Source organism: Streptomyces sp. NPDC057253 (assembly GCF_042669125.1).
Classification (GTDB): Bacteria; Actinomycetota; Actinomycetes; order Streptomycetales; family Streptomycetaceae; genus Streptomyces.
In genome coordinates this window covers 1-5,904 of sequence record NZ_JBHUXV010000252.1, presented here as the reverse complement: position 1 = coordinate 5,904, position 5,904 = coordinate 1, and the positions used below count along the sequence as shown (strand labels likewise).

Sequence of the window (5,904 nt, the reverse complement as noted above, 5' to 3'; positions counted from 1 at the left end):
GACCACAGGAGGGGCCGTGCCCGGACACCGATCGATCACCGAAGCCGAGCGGCTGGCGTCGGCCAAGCTCGGCGGGTTCCCGATCCGGCGCGAGCAGATGGCGGCCGTGGCCAACATCCACCGCGCCGCGTACGCCGTACGACAGCATCTGGAGAACTCGGTGCTGCGCGGCTCGGACCTGACCTGGACGGGGTTCGTCGTTCTGTGGGTGGTCTGGATCTGGGGCGAGTCGGAGACCCGCAACGTCGCCGAGGAGGCGGGGATCTCCAAGGGCACCCTCACCGGGGTGGCCCGCACCCTGGAGAACCGCGGGCTCCTCCGGCGCGCGGGCCACCCCGACGACGGCCGGCTGGTGCTGCTCACCCTCACCGACAAGGGCGAGGAGCTGATGCAGCGGGTCTTCCCGGCCTTCAACGAGGAGGAGGCCTTCGTCACGGAGCAGTTGAGTGACGCCGAGTGCCGCAGCCTCGCGGACTCGTTGCGCCGTGTGGTGCTCCAGGTGGAGGAGAACGGCGAGGAGCGCCGCCACTTCCTGCTGGACGGCGCCGAGCCCGCGCCGCGTCGGAGCGGGCGACGTCCCAAGAACTGAAGATCAGGTGCGGGCCGCCGTCACGAGTGCGTCGAAGAGGCCCTGCTGGGCGGGGTCCTCGGGTGCGGTGTCCTCCGGGTGCCACTGGACCGCGGTGAACCACCCCTTGGCGTGCGGGAGTTCGAGTCCCTCGACCGTGCCGTCGGCGGCGCGTGCGGTGACCGTCAGACCGCTGCCGAGTCCGTGCACCCGCTGGTGGTGGTAGCAGGACACCTCGGCCTTCTCGGCGCCCGTGGCCAGCTCCAGGAGCATTCCGCGCCGGATCTCCACCGGGTGCCTCATGTGCCGGTGTTCGCGCTCGGGGCCGCCCATGTCCTGGTCCAGTGTGCCGCCGAGGGCGACGTTCACGACCTGCAGTCCCCGGCAGACCGCGAGCAGGGGCAGGCCCAGGTCCAGTGCGGTGCGGGCGACTTCGAGGTCGAAGGCGTCCTGGGTCTCGTCGACGTCGTAGACACTCGTGTGGGTGTCGGTGGCCCCGTAGCGGTGCGGGGCGAGGTCGCCGCCGCCCGGGAGCAGGACGCCGTCGAAGCGGGTGAGGCGGAGCGCTGTCTCCCCGGCGGCGGGGTGGATGCTCACCGGCTCGCCGCCGGCCCGCCACACGGCTTCGATCAGGGCGCGGGCGTTGACCTCGGCGGCGTACCGCAGTGCGGAGGTGGTGGCCGAGAAGCGGGCGGGGATCGCGATGAGGGGCCGGGAGGACCTTTTCGTGCGGCTCACAGCTGGATCCAGGTGGTCTTGAGCTCGGTGTACTTCTCGATGGCGTGTACGGACTTGTCCCGGCCGTTGCCGGACTGCTTCACGCCGCCGAAGGGGACGGTCAGGTCGCCCTCCTCGTAGCAGTTGACCCAGACCGTGCCGGCCTTCAGCGCGCGGGAGACCTGGTGGGCGGTGGTCAGGTCGGAGGTCCACAGGCCGGCGGCGAGGCCGTACTCGGTGGCGTTGGCCAGCCGTACCGCCTCGTCGAGGTCGTCGAAGGCCAGCACGGACAGGACCGGGCCGAAGATCTCCTCGCGCGCGAGCCGCATACCGGGGTCCACCCGGTCGAAGACGGTCGGCTCCAGAAAGCTGCCGCCGCTTCCGGTGAGGGCCCGGGAGCCTCCGGTGAGCAGCCGGGCGCCCTCCTCCAGGCCGCCGCCGACGTGGCCGAGGACGCGCTCCAGGTGACTCTCGCCCACCAGCGCGCCCATCTCGGTCGCCGGGTCCAGTGGATCGCCGACCCTGAGTTCGCGGGCCCGGGTCACGATCGCCTCGGTGACGCGTTCGGCGATGGAGGAGTGGACGAGAAGCCGCGAGGGCGCGGTGCACATCTCGCCCTGGTTGAAGAAGATGCCCCAGGCGGCGGTGGCGGCGGCCTTCTCCAGGTCGGGGGCGTCGGGGAGGATGATGTTCGGGGACTTGCCGCCCAGCTCCAGCCAGACCCGTTTGAGGTTGGAGTCGGCGGAGTAGCGCAGGAAGTGCCTGCCGACGGCGGTCGATCCGGTGAAGGCGAGGACGTCGACGTCGGGGTGGAGGCCCAACGCCCGCCCGGCGCCCGGGCCGTCGCCGTTCACCACGTTGAGCACGCCCGGGGGCAGTCCGGCCTCGGTGGCGATCCGGCCCAGCAGCAGGGCGGACAGCGGGGAGTTCTCCGACGGCTTGAGGACGACTGTGCAGCCGGTGGCCAGGGCCGGGGCGACCTTCCAGCTCGCCAGGGTGAGCGGGAAGTTCCACGGGACCACGGCGCCCACGACCCCGGCCGGCTCGCGGGTGACCAGGGCCAGGGCGTCGGGGGCGGTGTGGGGTGACTCGTCGGTCAGCTTGTCCGCCAACTGCCCGTACCAGCGGAAGGTGCTGATCGCGGCCCGCAGTTCGATCCGGTACGCGTCGGTGATCGGTTTGCCCATCTCCAGGCTGACCGCCAGGGCCAGCGACTCCCGCTGTTCTTCGAGGAGTTCGGCCATGCGCAGCAGCACCCGGCCCCGGTCGGCGGGCGCCAGCCGTGGCCAGGGGCCGGAGTCGAAGGCTCTGCGGGCGGCGGCCACGGCGGCGCCGACCTCGGCCGGGCCGCCGTCGGCGACCCGGGCGATCACCTGGCCGTCCCGGGGTGAGACGACGGAGAAGGTCGCACCGACGCCCGGCTCTTCGGCACCGTCGATGTGGTGGGCGCCCGACACCTCCTGCGCCTTGGCCCGGCGGAGCCATTCCTCGTGACTGACAGCGGACACGATCACCTCACACCCTCACAATTGTTCGAACCGGCCGGCGCCGGTCCCGGCACCGGCACTCCCCCGTGCCGATCAGCGCCGGGGCGGGCGGATGCCGCGGAACTCCCAGTCGCCGCCGAGCGCGGTCGACAGGACCTCCTCGGACTCGGTGGGCTGGGCGCCGACGTCGGTGCGGATCGGGGTGGGGCCGGTGACGATGTGGTTGGTCAGCCGGCCTAGGCCCTCGACCTCCACCTCGACGACGTCCCCGGGCTGGACCGGACGCGAGTTGGCGGGCGTACCCGAGAGGAGGACGTCGCCCGGGTACAGGGTGATGGTGCGGGCGATGTCGGCGACGAGGTAGTGCATGTCCCACTCCATCTCGTCCGTCGAACCGTCCTGTACGACCTCGCCGTTGACGTACGTGCGCAAGTACTTGCCGTGGAAGTCCCAGTCGGTGACGAGTCCCGGGCCGAGCGGGCACAGCGTGTCGGAGCCCTTCACCCGGAGCATCGAACCGGCGTCGGTGTCACGGAAGTCGTGCAGACCGTAGTCGTTGGCGACGGTGTAACCGGCGATGTACTCCCCCGCCTCGGCCTGCGAGATGTTCCGCGCGGTCTTCCCGATGACGATGGCGACCTCGCCCTCGTAGTTGAGCCACTTGCAGCCCTCGGGGCGGACGACCGCGCCCTGGTGGGAGTTGAGGGCGGAGGTCGGCTTGTGGAAGTAGGTCGGCGTGGAGGTGAGCTGGATCTGGAACTCGTCCACGCGGCTGCGGTGGTTGAGGTGCACGGCGACGATCTTGGAGGGCACGACGGGAGGCAGGTGCTGCGCCTCCTCGATCTTGACCCGGCGGCCGTCCCCGGCGACGAGTTCGTCGCCGTCGACGGTGACCTGGACGGCGGCACCGTCGAGGAGGACGCGGCGGAATTCGGGCATGTGGAGACTCCTCAGACGCGACTGTGCGGGGTACGCGGGGTGGTGAGACCGGTGCCGGTCCAGCCGTCGGCGGGACGGTCGAACCAGAGGTGGACCTGGCCGGTGCCGACGGAGTTCTCGTACTCGCCGTACTGACGGGCCTTCGCGGTGCAGGCCTGTTCGCCGAGGGCACCGGCCATCATCAGGTAGTGGAAGAACTTCGCCTCGGGCTTGACCTTCCAGAACTGGTCCATGGTGTCGAGGACCTTGTCGTGCCGGCCCTCCTTGAACCAGGCGATCCGCTCATGGTCCGCCTCCCGGGCCTCGGGTGTGCGGATGTGGGCCGGGTCGCTGGCCTCGTGGTCGCGGATCTCGCGCAGCGGCCAGAAGGTGTGCGACAGCGCCCCGGAGGCGATCAGCAGTATCCGCCGCCCCGGCGTGGCGGCGATCCCGTCCGCGAGGGCCCGCCCGAGCCGCAGATGATCCTCCATGTCCCCGGTCTGGCACACCCCGATGCTCACCCACCGCTTCTCGGGCAGCCCCTCGCCGAGGAACTTCCAGAGATTGATGGTCGCGTAGTAGACCGGCAGGTAGTCGTCCTCGATCGCGGTGATCCAGGTGCCGTGCTTGTCCGCGAACTTCTCGACGTTGCGCGCGAGTTCGGGATCACCCGGAAAGTCGTACGGCATCCTGCACATCCCCCGCGGCAGCTCCTCGGAGGTGAACAGCCCCGCCCGGCGGGTCTGCGCGGTGACGACGAACTCGACCGTCGTCGCCCAGTGGGAGTCCAGGACGACGACCGTGTCGTAGTCGTCGCGCTCGAACACCTCCCGCCGCAGCTCCCGCAGACCGGTGACGAGGGTGATCTCCTTGCCCTCGTTCAACTCCAGCCGGTCGGCCTCCGGCAGCACGATGGTGGGGACGTGGGCGAGCAGCCCGGCCCCGACGATCTCACCCATGGTTCTGCCATCCGTTCGGGGCGGTCACGGTGTTCTTCAGGTCGCAGTAGAAGTCGAAGCTCCAGGTGCCGCCCTCGCGCCCGACCCCGGACTGGCGGGAGCCGCCGAAGGGAGCCTGGAGGTCGCGGACGAAGAAGCAGTTGACCCACACGGTCCCGGCCACCAGCTTCGCGCTCACCCTCTCGGCGCGCTCCCTGTCGCCGGTGGCGAGGGTGGCGGCGAGCCCGAACCGCGTGTCGTTGGCGAGCCGGACGGCCTCCTCCTCGTCGGCGAAGGTCTGCAGTGTGAGGACCGGCCCGAAGACCTCCTCCTGCACGATCTCCGAGTCCTGGGCGACGTCGGTGAGCAGCGTCGGCGCGTAGTACTGACCGTCCTGGCGATGGCCGCCGATCACGGCACGTGCCCCGCCCGCGAGCGCCCGCTGCACGAACCCGTCGATCTTCTCCAGCTGACGGGAATGGATGTTGGGCCCGATGTCGGTGGCCTCGTCCCGCGGATCCCCCTGCTTCAGGCCCTCGGCCTGCGCCACGAACCGCCGGGTGAACTCCTCCGCGACCGATTCCTCGACGAGGAACCGGGTGGCCGCGAGGCACACCTGCCCGGCGTTGTCGTACTGCTCCACCGCCAGGTCCACGGCGAGATCGAGATCCGCGTCGGCGAACACCAACAGGGGCGACTTGCCACCGAGTTCGAGACTCAGCGGGGTGAGGTTCGCGGCGGCCGAGACGGCGATCCGCTTGGCTGTGGGCACCGAGCCGGTGAAACTGATGCGCCGCACGTCCGGGTGTGAGGTCAGCGCGTCGCCGATCTCGGAGCCGTACCCCTGCACGACGTTCAGCACCCCGGCCGGCAGCCCGGCCTCGGCGGCGATGTCCGCGAGGAGGGACACGGTCAGCGGGGACCACTCGGCGGGCTTCAGCACGACGCTGTTGCCGGCGGCCAGAGCCGGCGCGACCTTCCACGTCGACAGCATCAGCGGCGCGTTCCACGGGGTGATCAGCACGGACGGCCCGGCCGGGTCCCAGCTGACGTGGTTGGTGTGCCCCCGGGTCTCGAAGTCCTCGTGATCGAGCTTCAGCAACCAGTCCGCGAAGAACCGGAAGTTGTGCGCGACCCGGGGCATCACGCCCCGCCGGTGCGACCGCAGCAACGCCCCGTTGTCGGTGGTCTCGACGATCGCGAGCTCCTCGATCCGCTTCTCCACACCATCGGCGATCGCATGCAGGATGCGGGCCCGCTCGGCGCGGGGGGTGGC

6 protein-coding genes are annotated in these 5,904 nt (G+C 70.8%); 1 reads left to right on the top strand and 5 read right to left on the bottom strand.

Annotated elements, in window-relative coordinates; all coding sequences use genetic code 11:
- Positions 1–16: 16 nt before the first annotated feature.
- On the top strand, positions 17–589 hold the full coding sequence (locus ACFULQ_RS48405; protein ID WP_383558039.1) for a MarR family winged helix-turn-helix transcriptional regulator: 573 nt from the start codon (positions 17–19) through the stop codon (positions 587–589).
- A 3-nt stretch (positions 590–592) separates the two neighbouring features.
- Here ACFULQ_RS48405 and ACFULQ_RS48400 read toward each other — a convergent pair whose 3' ends face one another.
- The 5 genes from ACFULQ_RS48400 to ACFULQ_RS48380 form a co-directional block, all read right to left on the bottom strand.
- Complete coding sequence (locus tag ACFULQ_RS48400; protein ID WP_383558037.1) at positions 593–1,306, bottom strand: gamma-glutamyl-gamma-aminobutyrate hydrolase family protein; 714 nt, start codon at positions 1,304–1,306, stop codon at positions 593–595.
- Entirely contained in the window at positions 1,303–2,793 is a 1,491-nt protein-coding gene (locus tag ACFULQ_RS48395; protein ID WP_383558035.1) for an aldehyde dehydrogenase, read from the bottom strand. The genes ACFULQ_RS48400 and ACFULQ_RS48395 overlap by 4 nt, the downstream gene beginning before the upstream one ends.
- Positions 2,794–2,865: 72 nt before the next feature.
- Positions 2,866–3,711 (bottom strand): fumarylacetoacetate hydrolase family protein, encoded by an 846-nt coding sequence (locus ACFULQ_RS48390; protein WP_383558034.1) that lies wholly within the window; start codon positions 3,709–3,711, stop codon positions 2,866–2,868.
- Positions 3,712–3,722: 11 nt separating this feature from the next.
- Entirely contained in the window at positions 3,723–4,649 is a 927-nt protein-coding gene (locus ACFULQ_RS48385; RefSeq protein ID WP_383558032.1) for a 3,4-dihydroxyphenylacetate 2,3-dioxygenase, read from the bottom strand.
- The coding region (locus ACFULQ_RS48380; protein WP_383558030.1) for an aldehyde dehydrogenase at positions 4,642–5,904 on the bottom strand (1,263 nt) is incomplete at its 5' end. The genes ACFULQ_RS48385 and ACFULQ_RS48380, both read right to left, overlap by 8 nt.

What these genes read in the sequence shown, in the direction of transcription:
- ACFULQ_RS48390 (WP_383558034.1), bottom strand. Translation starts at nt 3,711, where the DNA reads ATGCCCGAATTCCGCCGCGTCCTCCTCGACGGTGCCGCCGTCCAGGTC.
- ACFULQ_RS48385 (WP_383558032.1), bottom strand. Translation starts at nt 4,649, where the DNA reads ATGGGTGAGATCGTCGGGGCCGGGCTGCTCGCCCACGTCCCCACCATC.